Genomic DNA, 295 nt, shown 5'->3' on the forward strand with positions numbered 1-295 from the left:
GCAATGTAAAATTTTATTCAAATCATTTAGCAGTTTCAGATTCAGTTGTCAGGGCGGGGAAGGTTTTCAACGGACGTAATAAGAAGAGTAAGCGTAAGGGTAGGCGGCGTATGGAGAGGGGTACGCAACTGGGGCGTATGCTGAATACGCGGAATATCCGTAGGCAGGGGCGGCGGCGTAGGTCAGCACTGGCTCAGGCTTGGGGTTGGGGCTGGCGAAAGCCACGGCCACCAACAGAGCAATGAGGGTGAACAATTTGTAGAACATGTTAAAAGCGCAACTTGCAGGTTTTCCT

General features: G+C 50.8%; 1 protein-coding gene. It reads right to left on the reverse strand.

Annotated elements, in window-relative coordinates:
* Positions 1-66: 66 nt before the first annotated feature.
* Positions 67-295: hypothetical protein (locus F0L68_RS45920; protein WP_210247705.1), on the reverse strand; the 229-nt coding region annotated here is incomplete at its 5' end.

The organism is Solihabitans fulvus (assembly GCF_008386585.1).
GTDB lineage: Bacteria > Actinomycetota > Actinomycetes > Mycobacteriales > Pseudonocardiaceae > Solihabitans > Solihabitans fulvus.